The sequence below is a fragment of the Pseudomonas sp. NUPR-001 genome (genome assembly GCF_052147955.1).
Lineage (GTDB): Bacteria > Pseudomonadota > Gammaproteobacteria > Pseudomonadales > Pseudomonadaceae > Aquipseudomonas.
Genome location: NZ_CP197353.1, coordinates 4,258,218 through 4,277,666, shown reverse-complemented (window position 1 = coordinate 4,277,666; position 19,449 = coordinate 4,258,218). Strand labels below are relative to the sequence as shown.

The 19,449-nt window shown below is 60.7% G+C and carries 16 protein-coding genes and 1 pseudogene; 12 read left to right on the top strand and 5 right to left on the bottom strand.

The features are described 5' to 3' along the window. The first annotated feature begins 13 nt into the window (after positions 1 to 13). Positions 14 to 493 carry a chemotaxis protein CheW gene (locus tag ACP6KB_RS19460; protein WP_442108934.1) on the top strand — a complete coding sequence of 160 codons (480 nt, stop codon included), beginning with the start codon at positions 14 to 16 and terminating at the stop codon, positions 491 to 493. 1 nt (position 494) lies between these two features. Further along, on the top strand, positions 495 to 890 hold the full coding sequence (locus tag ACP6KB_RS19455; RefSeq protein ID WP_442108933.1) for a DUF2802 domain-containing protein: 396 nt from the start codon (positions 495 to 497) through the stop codon (positions 888 to 890). A 248-nt stretch (positions 891 to 1,138) separates the two neighbouring features. On the opposite strand, the pseudogene ACP6KB_RS19450 reads toward ACP6KB_RS19455, so the two are convergent. From ACP6KB_RS19450 to fliK, 5 genes and pseudogenes are all read right to left on the bottom strand, one after another. Continuing rightward, a pseudogene (locus ACP6KB_RS19450) lies at positions 1,139 to 3,894 on the bottom strand (dermonecrotic toxin domain-containing protein). Positions 3,895 to 4,120: 226 nt separating this feature from the next. Further along, positions 4,121 to 6,883 (bottom strand): dermonecrotic toxin domain-containing protein, encoded by a 2,763-nt coding sequence (locus tag ACP6KB_RS19445; RefSeq protein ID WP_442108932.1) that lies wholly within the window; start codon positions 6,881 to 6,883, stop codon positions 4,121 to 4,123. 168 nt (positions 6,884 to 7,051) lie between these two features. Beyond that, entirely contained in the window at positions 7,052 to 9,793 is a 2,742-nt protein-coding gene (locus ACP6KB_RS19440) for a dermonecrotic toxin domain-containing protein (RefSeq protein ID WP_442108931.1), read from the bottom strand. Positions 9,794 to 9,868: 75 nt separating this feature from the next. Further along, on the bottom strand, positions 9,869 to 10,204 hold the full coding sequence (locus ACP6KB_RS19435) for an EscU/YscU/HrcU family type III secretion system export apparatus switch protein (RefSeq protein ID WP_442108930.1): 336 nt from the start codon (positions 10,202 to 10,204) through the stop codon (positions 9,869 to 9,871). A gap of 93 nt (positions 10,205 to 10,297) precedes the next feature. Then, complete coding sequence (fliK, locus tag ACP6KB_RS19430; RefSeq protein ID WP_442108929.1) at positions 10,298 to 11,866, bottom strand: flagellar hook-length control protein FliK; 1,569 nt, start codon at positions 11,864 to 11,866, stop codon at positions 10,298 to 10,300. Positions 11,867 to 12,029: 163 nt separating this feature from the next. Here fliK and ccmA point away from each other — a divergent pair, with 163 nt between their 5' ends. The 10 genes from ccmA to ACP6KB_RS19380 are packed head-to-tail and all read left to right on the top strand — an operon-like array spanning position 12,030 to position 19,403. After that, on the top strand, positions 12,030 to 12,662 hold the full coding sequence (gene ccmA / locus ACP6KB_RS19425) for a cytochrome c biogenesis heme-transporting ATPase CcmA (protein ID WP_442108928.1): 633 nt from the start codon (positions 12,030 to 12,032) through the stop codon (positions 12,660 to 12,662). Then, positions 12,659 to 13,327, top strand: a complete 669-nt coding sequence (gene ccmB, locus ACP6KB_RS19420) for a heme exporter protein CcmB (protein ID WP_038616869.1) — start codon at positions 12,659 to 12,661, stop codon at positions 13,325 to 13,327. Before ccmA ends, ccmB begins: the two co-directional genes overlap by 4 nt. A gap of 43 nt (positions 13,328 to 13,370) precedes the next feature. Next, a complete protein-coding gene (locus tag ACP6KB_RS19415; protein WP_442108927.1) occupies positions 13,371 to 14,147 on the top strand; it encodes a heme ABC transporter permease in 777 nt (258 codons plus the stop codon). Further along, the gene (gene ccmD / locus ACP6KB_RS19410) at positions 14,144 to 14,320 is read left to right on the top strand and encodes a heme exporter protein CcmD (protein ID WP_442108926.1); all 177 of its coding nucleotides are present in this window, start codon (positions 14,144 to 14,146) and stop codon (positions 14,318 to 14,320) included. The genes ACP6KB_RS19415 and ccmD overlap by 4 nt, the downstream gene beginning before the upstream one ends. After that, on the top strand, positions 14,317 to 14,772 hold the full coding sequence (ccmE, locus tag ACP6KB_RS19405; protein WP_442108925.1) for a cytochrome c maturation protein CcmE: 456 nt from the start codon (positions 14,317 to 14,319) through the stop codon (positions 14,770 to 14,772). The genes ccmD and ccmE overlap by 4 nt, the downstream gene beginning before the upstream one ends. Positions 14,773 to 14,783: 11 nt before the next feature. Continuing rightward, positions 14,784 to 16,757, top strand: coding sequence for a heme lyase CcmF/NrfE family subunit (locus ACP6KB_RS19400; protein WP_442114344.1), 1,974 nt, complete (start codon positions 14,784 to 14,786; stop codon positions 16,755 to 16,757). Beyond that, a complete protein-coding gene (locus tag ACP6KB_RS19395; protein WP_442108924.1) occupies positions 16,754 to 17,290 on the top strand; it encodes a DsbE family thiol:disulfide interchange protein in 537 nt (178 codons plus the stop codon). Before ACP6KB_RS19400 ends, ACP6KB_RS19395 begins: the two co-directional genes overlap by 4 nt. Beyond that, positions 17,287 to 17,763, top strand: coding sequence for a cytochrome c-type biogenesis protein (locus ACP6KB_RS19390; protein ID WP_442108923.1), 477 nt, complete (start codon positions 17,287 to 17,289; stop codon positions 17,761 to 17,763). The genes ACP6KB_RS19395 and ACP6KB_RS19390 overlap by 4 nt, the downstream gene beginning before the upstream one ends. Further along, on the top strand, positions 17,756 to 18,976 hold the full coding sequence (ccmI, locus tag ACP6KB_RS19385) for a c-type cytochrome biogenesis protein CcmI (protein ID WP_442108922.1): 1,221 nt from the start codon (positions 17,756 to 17,758) through the stop codon (positions 18,974 to 18,976). The genes ACP6KB_RS19390 and ccmI overlap by 8 nt, the downstream gene beginning before the upstream one ends. 10 nt (positions 18,977 to 18,986) lie before the next feature. After that, entirely contained in the window at positions 18,987 to 19,403 is a 417-nt protein-coding gene (locus ACP6KB_RS19380) for a hypothetical protein (RefSeq protein ID WP_442108921.1), read from the top strand. Positions 19,404 to 19,449: the final 46 nt, after the last annotated feature.

Sequence of the window (19,449 nt, the reverse complement as noted above, 5' to 3'; positions counted from 1 at the left end):
GAGGGATAGGGGAATGAAAAAGTCGTCTGCGCAAGGTTCCGAAGATCCGATCCTGCAGTGGGTAACCTTCAAACTGGACAATGAGTCCTACGGCATCAATGTCATGCAGGTGCAGGAAGTGCTGCGCTATACCGAGATCGCCCCGGTCCCGGGTGCGCCAAGCTACGTGCTGGGCATTATCAACCTGCGTGGCAACGTGGTCACCGTGATCGACACCCGTCAGCGTTTTGGCCTGATGTCCAGCGAGATCACTGACAACAGCCGTATCGTCATCATCGAGGCCGACAAGCAAGTGGTCGGTATCCTGGTCGATAGCGTGGCCGAAGTGGTGTACCTGCGTCAGTCGGAAATCGAAACCGCGTCGAATGTTGGCAACGAAGAGTCGGCCAAGTTCATCCAGGGCGTGTGCAACAAGAACAACGAACTGCTGATTCTGGTCGAGCTGGACAAGATGATGACCGAAGAAGAATGGTCTGAGCTGGAGAACATCTGAGTTGATCTTCGAGGTTGCAGTCATATTTCTGGCGCTGCTCTGGGCGCTGAGCCTGTGGTTCTTCCTGAACTACAGCAAGCGTCAGCGCGAGCTGGCTGCCCAGCAAGCCCAGGCTGATGCGGTGCGTGACCAGCGTATCAAAGACCTGGGCAAACGCCTGGATGACTACCAGAACGGCACTGTGCGCATGGGTGAAGCACTGCATGAACTGCGTGCCACGGTCGCGCCGTTGCCAGACAAGCTTCTGCAACTGGAGCAGCGTGACCCCAACAGCCTGTCGTTCGCCCAGGCGGCACGCCTGGTGGGAATGGGTGCCAGCGTCGATGAATTGACCCAGACCTGCGGCCTGACCCAGGCCGAGGCGGAGTTGATGAGCAAGGTGCACCGCTCGGAGTGAACCAAGAAGGCGACCCGGAGGTCGCCTTTTTTGGCTTCTTCACGGATTTCCGGGGCAGGATTGGCGTTGGCTTTGCAGGCTGCGAGCTTATCCAATTGGCCCGAATACCTCCCTCAGCTACCTGAAGTCGAGGTAGGAGCGGGCGTGCCCCGCGATCTCGCGCGATACAGCACATCGCGGGGCAAGCCCGCTCCCACCGCCCTCAAAGCCAACCCTTGCCCGACAACCTGTGTAGAACCTATTTTTGTTCAGTGCGTAGCCCAGGATTGTGTGCCGCCGATGCGGGCGATCCGGCCAAGGGGGGTCAGCTCGCGTCCAACCTCTATCCAGCGTTCGATGTCGGCGTGTAAACGGCCATTGATGACGGGTAGGCTGAACAGCTTTTCAAGTCTGCGCATCTGGCTCAGGTGCGGTAGCGTTTTGTCGATCACGTCGTTGAGCATCGCTGGCCCCGTCAGTTTGCTCAGTCTGCGTGTGTAGTCAAAGAAGGCTGCAGGATCTTTCACGCGATCGGGTCTGGCCTGGTAGAAATCAGGGTCGGCCAGGTAGCGTTGATGCATTTCCTCGGACATCGCCTCCAGTGTCGGGTTGCCAGGGTGGCTGCCGATCAGGCTGGTATTGAATTGAAGCTGCATATCGAGCATTTGATTGCTGACCGGCGAATGTAGCAGCAGGCCGTTGTCGCTGGTGGCCAGCCCGACAGCGTCGAGTGTTTCAGCCACGCCCGCTCCCACCCCCGCAGAAAGCTGCTCACCTGCCTGGAGCAGTTCGTCATCAACATCCATGTACAGGCCACCTTCAGCGTTGAGCATTGGATAGCGCAGAATGTCGGAGGCCGAACTGTAGTTGGTGGCAACGCCACCATTACCATCGAGTGCGTCCTGATACTGCTTGAAGTATTTGCTGTCTTTGAAGGTATTGAAAAAAGGCTGCTGCTCCAGTGTTTCCACCTTCAAAAGAGGGGCTTTCTCGGCCAATTGCCGAAGGTTCTGTTCATAGATTTGCGGGTGGGCATTGGAGAGAAACAAGCGGTACTGATACTGACTGTCGGCCAAACGGCTGGCGTTTTGAGAGAGGTTGTCCAGCAGCTCCGGCGGGATCGGCTTGTCGCCGATCCACAACGATGAAATGTGCCGGGGAATCGGACGAACATCGGCCGGTGGTATGGGGATCTGTACGGGCAACTGCAGGTCAACGCCAAGCTTGCGCAGCGTGGCCATGCGCATCTCGTTGGTCACCTGACGTGTACCGGGCTGCACATGGCGCAACACGACTTCTCCCGGGCTGGCTTCATAGGTCTTGGGGCTAACGCTGTTCACATCGCTTGTCTCGATGAACAGGTCGTGTTCGATGTCATAGGCGAGGTCAAGTTCTACCAGATAACCCTTACTTGAAAAATTACCTGTGATGCCATGTGTATGGTTTTTCCAATCGACTGAGAGCTCGACCGGAAACAGCTGCGCCTCAGGACGTGCCTCTGCAGAGGCGCCTGCAGCGTCGAAGTACGGCGCAACATCCAGTTCCTGCAGGTGCGGTGGAGTAATGGGGGTTAGCGGATAGCCCCAGCGTTCGTTGACCCGGCTTGGGCTGACGAATCTGCTGGATTTGAAACTGAATAGCTTGGTCCCGCGCGACGCTGCATGGCCGATGCCCGGCGCAGCATTGAGCAGCCCCCAAGCCAGGTTGGCGATACCTTCCTGCTTGTTCTTCAAGGTTTTGCCATTGATAGCCTGGTCCAGGCCAACGCCGATCTGTGCAATCCCGCCCAGCGCCAGCAGCGGTGCCAGCCCGGGTATGACAAGTGTCAGCGGGGCGATGATATTCAGGGTGGTGTTCAGGTAGCCGGCCCACCTGGCTTCGGTGAGCTCAGCGTCGCTGGTGATGAGGAAATCAGCGTCATCATAGCAACGTTGACGCTGGCGCTTTGCCAACGCGAGGAACAGGTCGCCAGTGATTCTGCGGTTGTATTTGTCTGGCCGATAGTTCACGTAAGTGCGCGGTGGCCAGACACCGTCATTATTGAAGAAGCCATGCTCCGGGGGCAGCCTGTGGCTTTTGGGGTACTCACCGAGGGCTTCCAGGGCGGTATCCAGGCCGCTGAAATCCGGACCCTGGGGGCCGTCGGCCAAGCGAAAGTGCTGTTTTGCGCGTTGCGTGTGGCGGCCTCCTTGCACTGCTTGCCGACCCAGTCCTTGAGCAGGTCTTCACTGGCGAATTCCAGCAGTGGTGAGCTGTTGCCCGGTGCATAGAGCAAGGTAAGGCCGCTGCTTTTGTCGTTGATGTACAGCAAGTCGGCGGCCGCATAACCATAGATGTTCAAGGTGCTCATACGTAGACCCGCACTGCGGGGAATCATCTGGGCGGCTCGCCAGGCCAGTTCACGCGCAGCGTCGCTCAGGCTGCCTTCGGCGGCCTGCTTGTTGCACGCAGCGATGAAGTTGAGTTTGCAGCACAGGCGGTAGCTGGACAGGTGGTTGCGCCAGTAAGTGTCGAGCGACGCCTTGTACAGGGTGTGGAAGTCCAGCGCCTCAATATGCGCTTGCAGTGCTTCGGCGCGGATGGCGAGCAGCGTCGAATGATCGTAAAGGGCCGGTTCAGTGCGTTTGAACAGGCCGTTGAACACCTGATAGCGCACGCTGTTATCGTAAACCGGCGGTGTCGGCACTGTGTCGACGATAGTGATCGGCCCGTCATTGGGCAGCGTACCCGCCCAAGGCCGTTTGAAAATCCCGCCGAACACGTCGCTGCTGGATTCGCCTTGCCAATTGCTCACAACCGCTTGCGTCAGGCTTTGGCGCTGCACCACAAGGGCCTGATAGTGTGCTGGAACCTGCGGATGGAGATGCAAGGTGACGACCTCGATCTGATCGGGGTCGAGGTTCACGCCTTGTGATGAAAGCCAGCTTTTAATCACGCGCTCGGCTTCGCGATCAGGCTGCGGAAGGTTGGCGAGGTGGTCGCGTACGTACTGCACGCCGGCAGTATTGAGGTGGGGAATGTGCATGTCGGGCTCCGTTGTCTGTGAGTGTCACAGATTCGGCTGACCAGTGAGCTGTAAGGCGGTAGATAAAGCTTGAGGTGAGCGGGCTGGGTCAAGTAGCCCTCTTACGGAAGGCTACAGTGGGGATGACAAGGCCTGGCGTCGCTTTCAGTTATCTATGTCCAGGCATAGTGCTTCGAGCGCGAGGCGACCATAAAGCCCATGCGTGTTGCTGGTCGGCCTTCCTCGCTCAGTGCGTGGTCCAGGATTGCGCGCCACCGATGCGCGCGATCCGATTCAGCGGCATCAGTTCCTGTTGAGCCAAGATCCAGCGGTCGAGGTCGACGAACGTACGGCCATTGATCAGCGGCAGTTTGAACAGTCGTTCAAGTTGGCGCATCTGGCTCAGCTGCGGTAGCGTCTGATCGATTGCGTCATTGAGCATCCCGGGGCCCGTCAGTTTGCTCAGGCGCCGCGTGTAGTCGTGGAAGGCCGCCGGGTCTTGTTCGCGGTCTGGTCTGGATTGATAGAACTCAGGGTCTTGCTGGTAGCGCTCATGGATTTTCTCGCTAATGGCATCCAGGGTCGGGTTGCCCGGGTGGCTGCCAATCAAGCTGGTATTGAATTCGTGCTCCATGTCGAGTAACTGGTTGCTCACTGGGGGGTGGAACAGCAGCCCTTCGTTGGTGGTGGCCAGTTCGACAGTGTCGAGTGCTTGCGCAGTGCATGGGCCGAAGCCTACGCAACCTGGGTATTGCTCCCCTGCTTGAAGCAGCTCGTCATCGACGTCCATGTACAGGCCACCTTCGGCGCTCAGCAAGGGATAACGCAAAACGTCCGAGGCCGAGCTGTAGTTGGTGGCGACGCCGCCATTGCCGTCGAGTGCATCCTGATACTGCGCATAGAACTTACTGTCTTTGAATGTGCTGAAAAAAGGCTGCTGCTCCAGCGTTTCTACCTTCAGGTTGGGGGCTTTTTCGGCCAATTGCCGAAGGTTTTGCTCATAGATGTGCGGGTGGGCATTGGACAGGAATAAGCGGTACTGGTACTGCGTATCGGTCAGCCGGTTCGTGTTCCTGGCGAGGTTCTCCAGCAGTTCTGGCGGGATCGGTTTGTCGCCGATCCATAACGATGAAATACGCTTGGGAATCGGACGAACATCGGCCGGCAGGTTGGGGACCTGCACAGGTAACTGCAGGTCAACGCCAAGCCTGCGCAGCGTAGCCATGCGCATTTCGTCGGTCACCGGGCGCGTGCCGGGCTGTACGCGACGCATCAATATATCGCCCTGACGGGCTTCATAGGTCTTGGGTTCCAGGCTGTTGAGATCGCTTGTTTCGACAAACAGGTCAAGCTCGATGTCGTAGATCAGGTCGAGCTCTACCAGGTAACCCCCTTTGGCAAATTTCCCTGTTATGGACTGCGACTTTTTCTCCCAATCCACCGTGCGTTCGACCGGAAAGTGCTCTGTTTCCGGGAGCTCCACTGCGGGTGCCGCTGCAGCGTCGAAGTACGGCGCGACATCCAGCTCCGGCAGGCGCGGAGGATTGATCGGGCTCAGTGGGTAGCCCCACTGTTCATTGACCCGGCTGGGGCTTACAAAGCGGGCAGATTTGAACGTGAACAGCTTTGCACCCCGCGACACGGCGTGTGCGGCGGCGGGCGCAGCATTGAGCAGTCCCCAGACCAGGTTACCGACGCCTTCCTCCTTGGCTTTGAGCGTTTTGCCATTGATCGCCTGGTCCAGGCCAAGGCCCATCTGAGCAATCCCGCCCAACGCCAGCAACGGTGCCAGCCCAGGCACGACGAAGGTCAGGGGGGCGACAATATTCAAGGTGGTGTTCAGGTAACCGACCCACCTGGACTTGGTCACCTCAGCGTTGCTGGTGATGAGGAAGTCAGCATCGTCGTAGCACCGTTGACGCTGACGCTGTGCCAATGCCAGGAACAGGTCACCGGTGATTTTCGGGTTGTATTTGCCGGGTCGGTAGTTCACATAGGTGCGCGGTGGCCAACGGCCGTCATCATTGAAGAAGCCATGTTCCGGGGGCAGCCTGTGGCTTTTGGGGTATTCACCCAAGCCCTCCAGGGCGGTATCCAGGCCGCTGAATTCGATGCCTTGGGGGCCGTCGGCCAAGCGAAAGTGTTGTTTCAGCGCCTTGCGTTTGGCGGCATCCTTGCACTGCTCAGCGATCCAGTCTTTGAGCAGGTTTTCACTGGCGAACTCCAGCAGTGGCGAGCTGTTGCCCGGTGCGTAGAGCAGCGTAAGGTCGCTGCTGGCGTCGTTGATGTACAGCAGGTCGGTGGCCGCATAACCATAGATGCTCAAGGTGCTCAGGCGTAGCCCTTTGCCCCGGGGAATCAGTCCAGCTGCTCGCCAGGCCAGTTTGCGCGCGGCGTCGCCGAGGCTGCCTTCGGCGGCCTGCTTGTTGCAGGCGGCGATGAAGTTGAGTTTGCAGCACTGGCGGTAGCTCGTCAGCTGCTCGCTCCAGTAGGTGTCGAGCGACGCCTTGTAAAGCGTGTGGAAGTCCAGCGACTCAATGTGGCTTTGCAATGCTTCGGCACGGATGTTGATCAGCGTCGAATGGTCGTAAAGGGCGGGCTCAGTGCGCTTGAACAAGCCGTTGAATACGAGATAGCGCGTGCTGTTATCGTAAAAGGGTGGTGTGGGCAGTTGGTCGACAATGGTAATCGGGCCGTTGTCGGGAAGCGTACCCGCCCAAGGGCGTTTGAAAAGCCCGCCGAACACGTCGCTGCTGGACTCGCCTTGCCAGTTTGTTATCACCGCTTGTGTCAGGCTCAGGCGCTGTACGACCTGTGCCTGGTAACCTGTTGGCGCCTGCGGATGGAGGTGCAGCGTAACGACATCGATCTGATCAGGGTCTTGGTTCACGCCTTGTGATACCAGCCAGTCGGCAATGACTTGCTTGGCTTTGCGATCAGGCCGAGGCAGTGTGGCGAGATGGTTACGTACGTACTGCACGCCGGCTGTATTGAGGTGAGGAATGTGCATGTTGGGCTCCGTCGTCTATGGAAGTCATAGAATTGACTGGCCGCCACGCTGTCAGGCGGTAGATAACGCTTGAGTGCTGACTTCTATCCGGTAGCCCTCTTACCGAGGGCTACCGTGTGAATCGCGCGGTCCAGCGCCGCTGGGGCATCAGGCGCTGCTCATCTGGTTTCAGGCCCAGGCATTGTTTTGGCCAATTTTGATGAGTTGGTTGAATGGCAGAAATTGCTGCTGTGCGGTTTCCATCGCGAAGCGATCATAAAGCCCATAGCTGTTGATGGTCGGCAGTTTGTTCAGGTTGATCAGGTGCCGCAGCGTGTGCAGATCGGGCAGGGCTTTATCGGTGACATCGGTGAGCAATGTCGGGCCGGTCATGCGGCTCAAATTGTTGGCGTACTTGGCAAAACCTTCAGGGTCGATCCGTTCGTCCGGCTTGCTGTCGTAGAACGTGGGATCGGCCTGAAAGCGGGTGTGCATCTCGGCACTGATCGCCTTGAGCGTCGGATTATTGGGGTGGCTGGCAATAATGCTGTTGTTGTAGGCGCAGTTGATGTTCATCTTCTCGTTGGCAATCGGTGGATAGAGCAGCAAACCATCGGGTGTGGTCGACAAGTTGAGTTTTTCCAGCGAGCTGGCAGGCGTTCCGAAACCAATGCCTTCGACGCTGTAGGGGTATTCGCCCTCGGTGAGGATTTTGTCGTCGATGTCCATGTAGATGCCACCTTCATGGTCTAGCAGAGGGTAACGCAGTACATCGGCCGCCGAGGCGAAGTTCGGGGCCGCGCCGCCAAGCGCAGCCTGGTATTGTGGGTAGTTGGCAGTCTCTTTGAAGCGGATATAGAACGGGTGCTCCTCCAAGGGAAATGCCAGTAAGCCCGGTACCTTCGCGGACAGTCGCCCCAAGTTTTGAATGTAGATCTCCCGCGAGGCGTTGGACAGGAACAGCTGGATCCAGTAACCGCTTCCTGATAGCCGCTTCATATTGTTTGCCAGGTTCGTCAGCAGACTGTTGCTGATGAGTTTGTCTCCGACCCAGATGCAACTGATGATTTTCGGGATGGGTATCAACGGTTCGAACGGCGGCCTGCTTGGCAGCTTGATCGGCAATGTGATGTCCACCCCCAATGCGCGCAGACTGGACATACGCATTTGATCCTCCACAAGCCGGCCTTCAGGGACTGGGGCGAGGTTCTTGCTTTCGGTGCTGGCGATGTAACGGGGAGCATCGACGGCGTTCAGGTCGCTTTTTTTGATAAAGGCATCTGCTTCGATGTCATAGACCAGTTCGGTAGGTTGATCGGCGATGTAGCCTTTCAAGGTATCGGGCAGGTTGGAAAAGCTGGGTGTGCGTTCGACCGCCGCGCTGACCGCCTGATCGGCGCCAGCCAACGGTTGCACGGGAGCTGGCAGGTGGAAGTACTCCAGCGCTGCTTCGGCAGGTAAGTGCGGAGGGTCGACAGGGCTCAACGGGTAACCCCAGCGGCCGTTGACCTCGCGAGGCATGACAAAACCGTCGTACTTGAAGCGAAACAGTGCCGGCGCCTTGCTCACCCCGGCATGAACCAGCGGCAGGGCGTTGAGCAAGCCAAAGGTGATTTCGCTGACGCCTTGGGCCTTGTCGTCCTGGTTGTGGCCGTTGATCGCCGCATCCAGCCCCAGGCCGAATTGCGCGATACCGCCCAGCGCAAACAATGGGGCAAGCTCCGGAAGGACGATAGCCAGCGGCCCGAGCAGGTTCAGGGCGCAATTCAGATAGCCCCGCCAGCGTGACTTGATGACCTGCGCATTGGTGGTGATCAAGGTGTCGGCGTCCTGGTAGCTGCGCAAGCGCTGGCGCTCTGTCAGCGCCTGGAACAGATCGCCGTTAATGGCCGGGTTGTACGTGTCGGGGCGATAGTTGACGTAGTCACGAGGTGCCCAGGTGCCATCATTGGTGAAACCAGGATGATCGGGGGGCAGGTGGTACACCGCCGGGTACACGCCCAAGCCCGCAAGTGCCGTGTGCAGGCCACTGAAGTCCAGGCCGTCGGGCATATCGGCGAGGGCGAAATGCGATCCCAGAGCTTCGCGGGTGTCCTTGGTCTGACACAGTTTGGCGATCCACAGTTTCATCGCCCGTTCGTTGGCGAAGGTGTGCAGTGCCGAGCTATTGCCAGGAATGTAAAGCACAGCGCGTGGCGACTGTTTGTCGTACAGGTAGATCAGGTCGGTGGCGCTGTAGCCATAGATGTTCAGTGCACGCATACGAAAAGTCGGCGACCGCGGCATTAGCCCAGCCGCTTGCCAGGCCAGTTGGCGACCGTTGTCATCCAGACTGCCTTCGCTTACTTGCTTATTGCAGGTCGCGATGAAAGCCATTTTGGCCAAGGTGGTATGACTGGTCTTGGCATGGGTCCAGTAGTGATCGAGTTGCGTCTTGTAGGTTGTGTGAAAATCCAGTGACCAGATGAACGCCTGCAGGTCTTGCGCAGGTAGATTCAGTAAGGTCTGTGGGCCATACACTTGTGGCTCGGTCCGCCGGAATACGCCGTTGAATACGCTGTGGTTGGTGCCAGGCTGATTCCAGGACAGCGGTCGCAAGCTATCGACCACCTGAATCGTGCCCGGCAGATGCCCTGCCCACGGCTCGCCTATCAGGTTGCCGACGAGATTGTTGTTGGATTCACCTTGCCAGTTGGACATCACCGCTTCGGTCAGCGTGGTTTTGCCGGTGATGATGCCGCGCCAGCTCAAGTCTTCGGCGAGTTGGTAATGGAAGGTGACGACATCGGTCTTGTCGGGGTCGAGTTTTACCCCTTGGTCACTGGCCCATTTGCGAATGGCTTCGCTGGCCGCGCGGTCTGGGCGAGGAAAGAAACTGAGGTGTTGACGGGCGAACTGAATGCCAGCCTCGTTGACGGTAGGGGTGGGCATGATCATGACCTTCGGTGATGTGTCGGAAGGCCAAGTTGACACCTGGGGTGCCAGTGTCCTGCGTTAACTATGTACTCATTCTGCGCTTGGCAAATAGCGTGGCGCTGGGGTGATGTCACGTTGCTCATTGGTAGCGTCGACAAAGCCTGCCGGTACCTTGCCGCGAAGTTGCCAGGCGAAGGCGATGATTTCGGCGATGGTCAGGTACAGCGCTTCGGGGATCTGGTCGCCCAGTTCCATGCGTGCCAGCAGGCGCACCAATTCGGCGTTTTCGTAGATCGGTACTTCGTGTTCGCGGGCGATGGCCAGAATTGCCTCAGCCAGCGCATCGTCGCCCTTGGCGGTCAGGGTGGGCGCTTGCTGGCCGTCGTAGCTCAGGGCAATGGCCTGGCGTGGGTTTTTCTCGGTCATGCCGTTAGCGTCCTGTAGGCGCGGGCTTGCCCCGCGATAGCGTTGAACCTGTTACAGCGATTCGCGGGGCAAGCCCGCTCCTACCGTCGGTCTTCATGCGGTTTCATCCACCCAGCGCTGTTCCAGGCGCGTTCGCGGCCCCTGCGGTGGTGTGCCCTGGTGGCAATACAGTTCGGTGACGTTCAGGCCACGCGCCTGCAAACGGGTGCGTAAGGCACCGAGCTGGCTGTCGATCAAGTGTGCGGTTGCGGGCAGTTCTGCCCATAGCTGGCTGCTCAACGCGCCCTGGCTGATCTGCGCCTGAACCTGCAGTGGCCCGAGCGGGTGCAGGTCGAACGACAGTTCGATACGCCAGAGCATTTCCAGTGGGTCGCGCCGTTCACGCTCCGGGTCGGCTTGTTGCTCCGGGGTTTCCTCACGTTGCAATTTGACCTGCAGCGGCATGAAGTCCTGGCCATTACGCACGGGGATTTCCAGCTGCCAGGTGGTTTGCAGGTTGCCATCGGCGGTGCTGCCGGTTTGCTCCAGGCTTGCCAGCTGATGGCTCTGCAGGCGTGAAATGGCCGCTGCGGCCAGACGCAACAGATGTTCCAGGTCGCCTTCGCCTTCGGCGCTTTGCAACAACCGCGAGGGCAGGGGAAAGCCGCTGGGGTGCGGGCGCGGGCTGACCTGGCCGAGCATGCCCAGGGCGGTGCGGACCATGCCGGGCATCACCTGCACCAGGGTGCTGGCGGTGCTGGCCGGGTTCATCGGTGCGCTGCCGGGCGTTGCCGGTAATAGCTGGGCCACCAGGCGGATCACCTGAGCCTTGAGGTCGGGGGCGAGGTGGGCGGGGAAACCTGCGAGCAGCTTGGCTTCAAGGAACACGCCGCTGTTTTGCACCGCTTGGGCCAGGCCTTTGGGATCGCTGAGCTGGCGTGCATCCGGCAGGCTGGCGAGCAGCTTGTCGACGCTGTTGCGCAGTTCGTCGGGCGCGTTGTTGGCATCGCGCAGTTGTTGCAGGCTGCTGAGCAAGCCTTGCAACGACGCCTGGCGGCTCTGTTGGCTGCTCAACTGCTGGGCGATTGCCAATTGCTCATGGCGTCCGCTCAAGGGCACAAAGGTCAGCGCCTGGTCGCCTTGAACCCGGGCGCTGAGCAGGCTGCCCACCGGCAATGGGCGCGGGCTGTCGATGGTCAACGTGGCACCCGCCTGCGGGCCGCTGAGCAGGCTGACCAATGAGCGGAACTGCGCCAGTTGCCCGACGGTCTGCGGCAGTGCCTGGCTGGTCAGGACCTTGCCCTGCAGCAGGCTGCCCACCGGCATTTGCCGGGTGTCGATCTGCGTCAGGCTGGCGACGTTACGGGCAATCGCCTGCTGCACGGTGATGGTCAGGTTGGCGTTACTGCTCTGGCTGACGGCCAGTTGGCTGCCTTGCGCCAGCGGCTGGTTGCTGCTGGTCTGCACGTTGATCTGCTTGCCGTTTTCCTGGGTCAGCCTGAGCAGCATGAGGAAATCCTGGCCGACCTGGCGCAGGGTCAGCACTTCGGCCTTGGCCACTTCTCCGGGGGCCAGCAGGCCAGGTTGCGGTTGCAGCAGGCGCAACAGTTCGCCGGTCATCGCGGAACGCAATTGGCTGGGCGTCGGCATCTGCGCGCCAAGGTTGTTAATTTCGCCTGTCATCTGCTGGCAACCTGTTGAAATAGCCCTCTTTGCAGTAGGACATCACATGTATAATGCCGCCCGATCTTTCGCGATCAGAGCGGCCGGGCTGAATTTTCACTGCCAGTATAACGGCAGGGCCGGGACCGACTTGAGACAGGTATCCCAAGCATAAGGCGAAACTGTGACCCCTCATCTGGAAGCCGTGGGCCTGGCCTGCGAGCGCGACTGGCGAATGCTCTTCGAAAACCTCGAATTGCACCTGGCGGCAGGCGACATGCTGCAAATCAGCGGCCCCAACGGCAGCGGCAAAACCAGCCTGCTGCGTTTGCTGGCCGGGCTCATGAGCCCGACCGCCGGGGAGATCCGTCTCGACGGCAAACCGCTGGCAGAACAGCGCAGTGAGCTGGCGCGCATCCTGCTGTGGATCGGTCATGCGGCCGGCATCAAAGACCTGCTCAGCCCTGAAGAGAACCTCGCCTGGCTGTGTGCCCTGCATCGGCCCGCCGACCCCAAGGCGATCTGCAAAGCCCTGGAAGCCGTGGGCTTGCGCGGTTTTGAAGACGTGCCTTGTCATACCCTGTCGGCCGGCCAGCAGCGCCGTGTGGCCCTGGCCCGGTTGTACCTCGACAGCCCGCCGTTGTGGATTCTCGATGAACCCTTCACCGCCCTCGACAAGCAGGGTGTGGCCCAGCTCGAAGCCCACCTGGCAGCCCATTGCGAGCAGGGCGGAATGGTCGTGCTGACCACCCACCACACACTTGAACGCAAGCCGTCCGGCTACCGCGAACTGAATTTGGGGCAGTGGGCCGCATGAGTGTCTTTGTCTTGTTGTTGCGTCGTGAAGCGCGCCTGTTGTGCCGCCGTCCGGCCGAGTTGGCCAACCCGCTGGTGTTCTTCGCCATTGTCATTGCCTTGTTCCCGCTGGCGGTCGGTCCCGAGACTCAATTGTTGCAAACCTTGTCTCCGGGACTGGTCTGGGTAGCTGCCCTTTTATCGGTTTTACTCTCGCTGGACGGGCTTTTCCGCAGTGATTTCGAGGATGGATCGCTGGAGCAGTGGGTCCTTTCGTCGCACCCCCTGCCTCTTCTGGTGCTGGCAAAAGTACTGGCACACTGGGCCTTTTCCGGCCTGGCACTGGTATTGTTGGCACCGTTGCTGGCACTGATGCTAGGTTTGCCATCGGCCTGCCTGCCGGTGCTGCTGGCATCGTTGTTGCTGGGCACCCCGGTACTGAGCCTGTTGGGCGCGGTGGGGGCGGCCCTGACAGTCGGTCTGAAACGTGGCGGCCTGCTGTTGGCGCTACTGATTTTGCCGTTATATATCCCGGTATTGATCCTTGGCAGTGGCGCCTTGCAGGCGGCATTGCAAGCTATGCCGGCGACCGGTTATCTGCTCTGGCTTGGCAGCCTGACCGCCTTGGCAGTAACTCTGGCACCCTTTGCAATAGCGGCTGGCCTGAAGATCAGCGTCGGCGAATAATGAGGTCTGGGCCCTGCCCAGCAAAGACCCTGGATGTACCGTGATGAAAAGCAGCGCAATCAGCTGGACGTGGTTTCATAAACTGGGTTCGCCCAAGTGGTTCTATGCCATCAGCGGCCGCATGCTGCCGTGGCTTACGGTGGCCGCGATCCTGTTGATCGGCATCGGCGTGATCTGGGGCCTGGCCTTTGCGCCACAGGACTATCAACAAGGCAACAGCTTTCGCATCATCTACATTCACGTACCGGCCGCCATGCTGGCGCAGTCCTGCTACGTGATGCTGGCCGTGGCCGGGGTGGTCGGGCTGGTGTGGAAAATGAAAATTGCCGACGTCGCCTTGCAGAGCGCAGCGCCAATTGGCGCCTGGATGACCGCCGTGGCGCTGGTCACCGGGGCGATCTGGGGCAAGCCGACCTGGGGTAGCTGGTGGGTCTGGGATGCGCGCCTGACGTCGATGCTGATCCTGCTGTTCCTGTACTTTGGCCTGATCGCCCTGGGCCATGCCATCAGCAATCGCGAGAGCGCGGCCAAGGCCTGTGCGGTGCTGGCGATTGTCGGCGTGATCAATATCCCGATCATCAAGTACTCGGTGGAGTGGTGGAACACCCTGCACCAGGGCGCCACCTTCACCCTCACGGAAAAACCGGCGATGCCCGCCGAGATGTGGCTGCCGTTGCTGCTGACCGTGCTGGGCTTCTACTGTTTCTTCGGCGCCGTGCTGTTGCTGCGCATGCGCCTTGAAGTGCTCAAGCGCGAAGCGCGCGCCAGTTGGGTCAGGGAGGAGGTATTGAACAGCCTGGGTCGGGGGGCGGCACGATGAGTTTCGCCTCTTTCAGTGATTTTCTCGCCATGGGCCATCACGGCCTGTACGTCTGGTCGGCCTACGGCATCTGCCTGTTGGCACTGAGCATCAACGTTGCCCTGCCGCTGATGGCCCGGCGCCGTTACCTGCAACAAGAGGCGCGCCGTCTGCGCCGGGAGAGCAAGCCGTGAATCCGCAACGCAAAAAGCGCCTGTTCATCATCCTCGGCCTGCTGGCCGGGGTTGGCATCGCTGTGGGCCTGGCCTTGAGCGCCCTGCAGCAGAACATCAACCTGTTCTACACCCCGACGCAGATCGCCAACGGCGAAGCCCCGCTCGACACCCGGATTCGTGCCGGTGGCATGGTTGAGAAGGGCTCGCTGCAGCGCTCGGGCGACTCGCTCGACGTGCGCTTTGTGGTCACCGACTTCAACAAGTCGGTGCCGATCACCTACCGCGGTATCCTTCCTGACCTGTTCCGTGAAGGCCAAGGCATCGTCGCCCTCGGCAAGCTCAATGCCGACGGCGTGGTGGTGGCCGATGAAGTGCTGGCCAAGCACGACGAGAAGTACATGCCGCCAGAGGTCACCAAAGCCCTCAAGGAAAGTGGCCAGGCTGCCAGCGACGCGGGAGTCAAACCATGAATGCGGCACTGATCATTCCCGAACTTGGCCAACTGGCCATGATTCTGGCCATCTGCTTTGCTGCGGTGCAGGCCACGGTGCCGCTGCTCGGTGCCTGGCGCGGTGACAGCCTGTGGATGGGCCTGGCGCGGCCCGCTGCCTGGGGGCAGTTCGCCTTTCTGGCGTTTGCCTTTGCCTGCCTGACCCACGCCTTCATGACCGACAACTTCTCGGTCGCTTATGTGGCCAACAACTCCAACAGCGCCTTGCCCTGGTACTTCAAGTTCAGTGCCGTGTGGGGCGCCCATGAAGGCTCCTTGCTGCTGTGGGCGATGATCCTTGGCGGCTGGACCTTCGCCGTGTCGGTGTTCTCCCGGCAGTTGCCGCAGGTGATGCTGGCCCGAGTGCTGGCGGTAATGGGCATGATCAGCGTTGGTTTCCTGTCGTTCCTGATCGTCACCTCCAACCCGTTCACCCGCTTGCTGCCCCAGGTGCCGAGTGACGGCGCCGACCTCAATCCACTGCTGCAGGACATCGGCCTGATCGTCCATCCGCCGATGCTGTACATGGGCTATGTAGGTTTCTCGGTGGCCTTTGCCTTCGCCATTGCCGCCTTGCTGGGTGGCCGCCTGGACGCTGCCTGGGCGCGCTGGTCGCGGCCCTGGACCCTGGTGGCCTGGGCGTTTCTCGGCATCGGCATCACCCTCGGTTCGTGGTGGGCTTATTACGAGCTGGGCTGGGGCGGCTGGTGGTTCTGGGACCCGGTGGAAAACGCCTCGTTCATGCCGTGGCTGGTGGGTACCGCACTGATTCACTCGCTGGCGGTGACGGAAAAACGTGGCGTATTCAAGAGCTGGACAGTACTGCTGGCGATTGCCGCCTTCTCCTTGAGCTTGCTCGGCACCTTCCTGGTTCGTTCCGGGGTGCTGACGTCGGTGCATGCGTTTGCCTCCGATCCTGAGCGCGGCGTGTTCATCCTGATTTTCCTGCTGTTTGTGGTGGGCGGCTCGCTGACCCTGTTCGCCTTGCGCGCGCCGGTGGTCAAGAGTCAGGTCGGCTTTGCCCTGTGGTCGCGGGAAACCCTGCTGCTGGCCAACAACATTGTGCTGGTGGTGGCGGCCTCGATGATCCTGCTCGGCACCCTGTACCCGCTGATTCTTGATGCCCTGACCGGCGCCAAGCTGTCGGTGGGGCCACCGTACTTCGATGCGCTGTTCCTTCCACTGATGGCGTTGCTGATGGTGGTGATGGCCATCGGCGTGCTGGTGCGCTGGAAAGACACCCCGAGCAAATGGCTTGTGAGCATGCTGACCCCGGTGCTGATCGGCGCTGCGGTGCTGGCGCCGGTGGGCGGGCTGCTGGTCGATGACTTCGACTGGCAGGTACTGACCACCTTCGCCCTGGCCGCGTGGATCGTGCTGGCCGGGGCTCGCGACATCCTCGACAAGACCCGCCACAAGGGCCTGTTCAAAGGGCTGCGTGGCCTGAATCGCAGCTACTGGGGCATGCACATCGCCCACCTGGGCCTGGCGGTCTGCGCCCTGGGTGTGGTGCTGTCGAGCAACAACAGTGCCGAACGTGACCTGCGCCTGGCCCCTGGTGAGTCGGTGGAATTGGGTGGTTATCACTTCATCTTCGAAGGTGCCAAGCATTTTGAAGGGCCGAACTTCACCTCCGACAAAGGCACGGTGCGAGTGGTCAAAGATGGCCGCGAAATCAACGTGTTGCATCCGGAAAAACGCCTGTACACCGTGCAGCAGTCGATGATGACGGAAGCCGGCATCGACGCCGGTTTCACCCGCGACCTCTATGTGGCGCTGGGTGAACCACTGGACAACGGTGCCTGGGCGGTACGTGTGCATGTCAAACCCTTCGTGCGCTGGATCTGGCTGGGCGGTTTGCTGACCGGTCTGGGCGGCCTGCTGGCGGCCATGGACGGGCGTTATCGAGTCAAGGTCAAAGCCCGGGTGCGTGAAGTGCTGGGCATGTCGGGAGCAACTGCATGAAGCGTTGGATCATGGTGCTGCCATTGGCGGTGTTTTTGCTGGTGGCGGTGTTTCTCTATCGGGGCCTGTTCCTCGACCCCACCGAGTTGCCGTCGGCAATGATCGGCAAAGCGTTCCCGGCGTTCGCGTTGAAATCGGTACAGGATGGCAAACCGCTGACCCAGGCCGACCTCATTGGCAAGCCTGCGCTGGTCAACGTCTGGGCCACCTGGTGCCCGTCGTGCAAGGTTGAACATCCGTATCTGAACAAGCTGGCGGAGCAGGGCGTGGTGATCCATGGGGTCAACTACAAGGATGACAACGCCGCAGCGGTGAAGTGGCTGGCCGAGTTCCATAACCCGTATCAGCTCAACATTGCCGATGACCAAGGCATGCTGGGCCTGAACCTGGGGGTATACGGCGCGCCGGAAACCTTCCTGGTCGATGCCAAAGGCATCATTCGCTACAAACACGTAGGTGTGGTGGATGCGACGGTCTGGCGCGAACAGCTGGCGCCGCTGTATCAAGGCCTGGTCGATGAGGCCAAACAATGAAGCGCTGGCTGGCCGCTGCGGTGCTGGGCCTGAGCCTGGCTGGGGTCACCCAGGCCGCGATCGACACTTACCAGTTCGCCGATGACGCCGAGCGCGAGCGCTATCACGACCTGACCAAAGAGCTGCGCTGCCCCAAGTGCCAGAATCAGGACATCGCCGACTCCAACGCACCGATTGCCGCCGACTTGCGTCGGGAAATCTTCCGCATGCTGGGCGAGGGCAAGAGCAATCAGCAGATCATCGACTTCATGGTCGATCGCTACGGTGATTTCGTGCGCTACAAGCCCGAGCTGACAGCCCGTACCTGGCTGCTCTGGTTCGGCCCGGGCGCGTTGCTGGTGGGCGGTTTCGGCCTGCTGGCGCTGATTGTGCGCAAGCGTCGGGCGCAAGCTGCTGCAGGTAATGCCGACCTTTCCCCCGAGGAGCGTGAGCGCCTCGCCAAATTGCTGAACAAAGAACAGAACCATGACTGATTTCTGGCTTGCCGCAGGCCTGCTGTTGTTGGTAGCCCTGAGCTTTTTGCTGATCCCGGTGTTGCGTGGCCGTCGCGCGCAACTGGAAGAAGACCGTACTGCCCTGAACGTTGCGCTGTACCAGGAACGGGTGGCTGAATTGACCGCCCAGCAAGCGGCAGGCGTGCTCGATGAAGCGCAACTGGCGAAGGGCCGTGATGAGGCCGCCCGCGAGCTGTTGGCCGACACCGAAAATGCCGAACCGCAGCGCTTCGGGCGCCTGGGCAAGCCGCTGCCATTGCTGGCCGCGGTATTGGTGCCGGTGATGGGCCTGGGCTTGTACCTGCATTTTGGTGCCAGTGAACAGGTGGAACTGACCCAACAGTTCGCCAAGGCGCCGCAGTCGATGGAAGAGATGACCACACGCCTTGAGCGTGCGGTCGAGGCGCAGCCGGATTCGGCCGAAGGCCTGTACTTCCTCGGGCGTGCCTACATGGCTCAGGAACGCGCGGGCGATGCGGCCAAGGTTTTCGAACGGGCCGCCACCCTGGCAGGGCGCCAGCCTGAGTTGCTCGGGCAGTGGGCCCAGGCGCTGTACTTTGCCAACAACAAGCAATGGACGCCGCAGGTGCAGGCACTCACCGACGAAGCGCTCAAGGCTGACCCTAACGAAGTCACCAGCCTGGGCCTGCTGGGCATTGCCGCGTTCGAGAGCGAGCGTTATCAGCAAGCAATCGACTACTGGAACCGCTTGTTGGCGCAATTGCCGGAAGGCGACGCCTCGCGGGCCGCGTTGCAGGGGGGGATCGAGCGCGCTCAGGAAAAACTGGGCGCCGGTGAAGGCAAGGTCGCGGCAACGCCTGCAGCACCCGTTGCCGCTGCACCCGCCGCAGGCGCACGCCTGAAAGTGCGGGTAGAGCTTGCTGCGGCGCTCAAGGACAAGGTCAAGCCTGACGACACCGTGTTCATCTTTGCCCGCGCCAGTTCCGGCCCGCCCATGCCGCTGGCGGCCAAGCGCGTGACGGTGGCGCAGTTGCCAATCGACGTCGAGCTCAGTGACAGCGATGCAATGATGCCGAACATGAAACTGTCGAGCTTTCCTGAAGTCCAACTGGTTGCGCGCGTCTCACGCGCTGGCCAGCCGACCCAGGGTGAGTGGATCGGTCACAGCAGCCCGCTGGCCAGCAGCACCACGGCGGCGCAGCACCTGACCATCGACAGCCCGGACCAGTAAGAGAGTCACTATGAACAGCATCGCCCGCCTTGCCCTTCTTTCCCTGGCCGTGGGCCTGAGCGCGTGTACTGTTCATCAGCCGTACGAACCGACAACACCGCCGATCGAATCCTTGCCACCGGGGCCGAGCAGCAAGCCGGCCCCACGCCCGAGCACAGTCCCGAGCAAACCGGCGGTGGTGACACCGGCGCCCAAACCCATGCCGCGCACCTCCGCCAGCTTCGCACCGCCTCCCGGCGGTGCCAGCCACTGGGATCCGCGCCTGGGTGTCTATGTGCTCGAAGGCAAGACCAACACCTTCTATCGCCAGCGTACCTACTACCGCTTCAACAACGGCTGGAGCTGGTCGACCAACCTCAACGGCCCGTGGCAGGAAACCGACAGCAGCGGTGTGCCTGGTGGTCTGGGCCGGGCTTTCGCGCAATAGCCTTGTGGGAGCGGGCTTGCCCCGCGATCGTGGTCTAGACTAGTCC

Excerpts from the sequence above, each read along its gene's own strand:
- ccmD (WP_442108926.1), top strand. The coding sequence starts at position 14,144 with ATGAGTTTCGCCTCTTTCAGTGATTTTCTCGCCATGGGCCATCACGGC.
- ACP6KB_RS19395 (WP_442108924.1), top strand. The coding sequence starts at position 16,754 with ATGAAGCGTTGGATCATGGTGCTGCCATTGGCGGTGTTTTTGCTGGTG.
- fliK (WP_442108929.1), bottom strand. The coding sequence starts at position 11,866 with ATGACAGGCGAAATTAACAACCTTGGCGCGCAGATGCCGACGCCCAGC.
- ccmI (WP_442108922.1), top strand. The coding sequence starts at position 17,756 with ATGACTGATTTCTGGCTTGCCGCAGGCCTGCTGTTGTTGGTAGCCCTG.
- ccmB (WP_038616869.1), top strand. The coding sequence starts at position 12,659 with ATGAGTGTCTTTGTCTTGTTGTTGCGTCGTGAAGCGCGCCTGTTGTGC.
- ACP6KB_RS19390 (WP_442108923.1), top strand. The coding sequence starts at position 17,287 with ATGAAGCGCTGGCTGGCCGCTGCGGTGCTGGGCCTGAGCCTGGCTGGG.
- ACP6KB_RS19445 (WP_442108932.1), bottom strand. The coding sequence starts at position 6,883 with ATGCACATTCCTCACCTCAATACAGCCGGCGTGCAGTACGTACGTAAC.
- ACP6KB_RS19435 (WP_442108930.1), bottom strand. The coding sequence starts at position 10,204 with ATGACCGAGAAAAACCCACGCCAGGCCATTGCCCTGAGCTACGACGGC.
- ACP6KB_RS19415 (WP_442108927.1), top strand. The coding sequence starts at position 13,371 with ATGAAAAGCAGCGCAATCAGCTGGACGTGGTTTCATAAACTGGGTTCG.
- ACP6KB_RS19440 (WP_442108931.1), bottom strand. The coding sequence starts at position 9,793 with ATGCCCACCCCTACCGTCAACGAGGCTGGCATTCAGTTCGCCCGTCAA.
- ACP6KB_RS19380 (WP_442108921.1), top strand. The coding sequence starts at position 18,987 with ATGAACAGCATCGCCCGCCTTGCCCTTCTTTCCCTGGCCGTGGGCCTG.
- ACP6KB_RS19460 (WP_442108934.1), top strand. The coding sequence starts at position 14 with ATGAAAAAGTCGTCTGCGCAAGGTTCCGAAGATCCGATCCTGCAGTGG.